We start from the raw sequence: 1,395 nt of genomic DNA, 5'->3' as shown, positions 1-1,395 counted from the left end.
GCCGCCGTGGCCGGCGCCGCGGCGTGCGTGCCGTACGAGCTGCCGTAGCCGGCGCAGCCGGCGACGAGCGCGGCGATCGGGGCGAGGGCGCAGAAGAACGGGATCTTGCGGTTCATGGAGCCTCCGGGGGTGGTCTGTCGTGGTGAACAGTCCAGCCCGCTGGTTTATTCCGTCACGCGCCAAAAAATTCTGCAGCTCGGTCGCCGTCAGCGCCGGCAACTCCTCGGGAATGAAGTGCCCGGCCGGCACCGCGTAGCCGCTCACCGCGCCGCTGCACGCGGCCTGCCAGTCGGCGATCGGCTGGAACTGCTTCGCCACCACGCCGCGCGCGCCCCACAGCACGTGCAGGTCACAGGCCACGCGCTGGCCGGCCTGGCGGCTGGCGCGGTCGTGCTCCAGGTCGATGCCGGCGGCGGCGCGGTAGTCCTCGCAGGCGCCGTGAACGCCCTCGGGCGTGCAGAAGCCGCGGTCGTAGTCGGCCAGCGCCTCGGGTTCGATGAAGGCGATGCCTTTGCTTCCCCAGCCGCCCAGCGTGTGCCGCAGGTACCAGCCCGGGTCGGCGCCGATCTGCTTCTCGGGCAGCGGCGCGGGCTGGATCAGGTAGAACCAGTGGTAGTAGGCCTGCGCGAAGGCCATGTCGGTGCGCTCGTACATCGTCAGCGTGGGCACGATGTCCAGCACGCACAGCTTGCGCACCGCCTGCGGATGGTCCAGCGCCAGCCGGTGTGCCACGCGCCCGCCGCGGTCGTGGCCGGCCACGAAGAAGCGCTCGTGGCCCAGCGCGCGCATCACGCCCACCACGTCGGCCGCCATCGCGCGCTTGCTGTAGTTGGCGTGGTCGTGCGTGCCGGGCGGCTTGGCCGAGCGGCCGTAGCCGCGCAGGTCGGGCATCACCAGCCGGTAGCGGTCGGCCAGCCGCTGCGCCGCGCGATGCCAGATCGCGTGCGTCTGCGGGTAGCCGTGCAGCAGCAGCAGCGGCGGCCCGTCGGGCGGGCCGCCGACGCGGGCGAACAGCGTCACGCCGTCGATGTCGAACGTGCGGCTCTCGAAGCCTTCGAACCAGTGGCTGCCCATCGTCGTTGCTCCGTTGTCCGTCGAGGCGCCCGTCATTCCTCGTCGGCGGTGATTACCAGCCCCAGCCGTGTGGCCCGCTGCGTCTGCGCCACCGCGGTCAGTCGCAGCGGCTGTCCGGCCGGGACCTGGCGGCGCAGCCGCACGTCGAGCGAATCGCGGCCGCCCGGCTGCGTGCTCACGCGGCGCGACCACGCCAGCGCGCCGTCCACCAGCACCCGCAGCTCGTGCCAGGCCTCGCCACTGCCCTGCGCCTTCACGGCCAGGCTGCAGTAGATCTCGAAGCCGCGCTCGCGGCTCGCGTGCGGCGGGATGTCCAGCCGG

The 1,395-nt window shown here is 72.8% G+C and carries 1 protein-coding gene and 1 pseudogene; both read right to left on the bottom strand.

Going from position 1 to position 1,395, the window contains the following annotated elements:
- Window positions 1-183: 183 nt before the first annotated feature.
- A pseudogene (locus x551_RS22195) lies at window positions 184-1,074 on the bottom strand (alpha/beta hydrolase); the annotation flags it as partial.
- A gap of 32 nt (window positions 1,075-1,106) precedes the next feature.
- A partial coding sequence (locus x551_RS26060; RefSeq protein ID WP_036251629.1) for a hypothetical protein occupies window positions 1,107-1,395 on the bottom strand: 289 nt, incomplete at its 5' end.

It is taken from the genome of Methylibium sp. T29, from assembly GCF_000576205.1.
In the GTDB taxonomy this organism is placed as follows: Bacteria; Pseudomonadota; Gammaproteobacteria; order Burkholderiales; family Burkholderiaceae_C; genus Methylibium; species Methylibium petroleiphilum.
The sequence above is the reverse complement of the archived record's forward strand: the minus strand, read 5'-3'. Positions and strand labels throughout refer to the sequence as shown.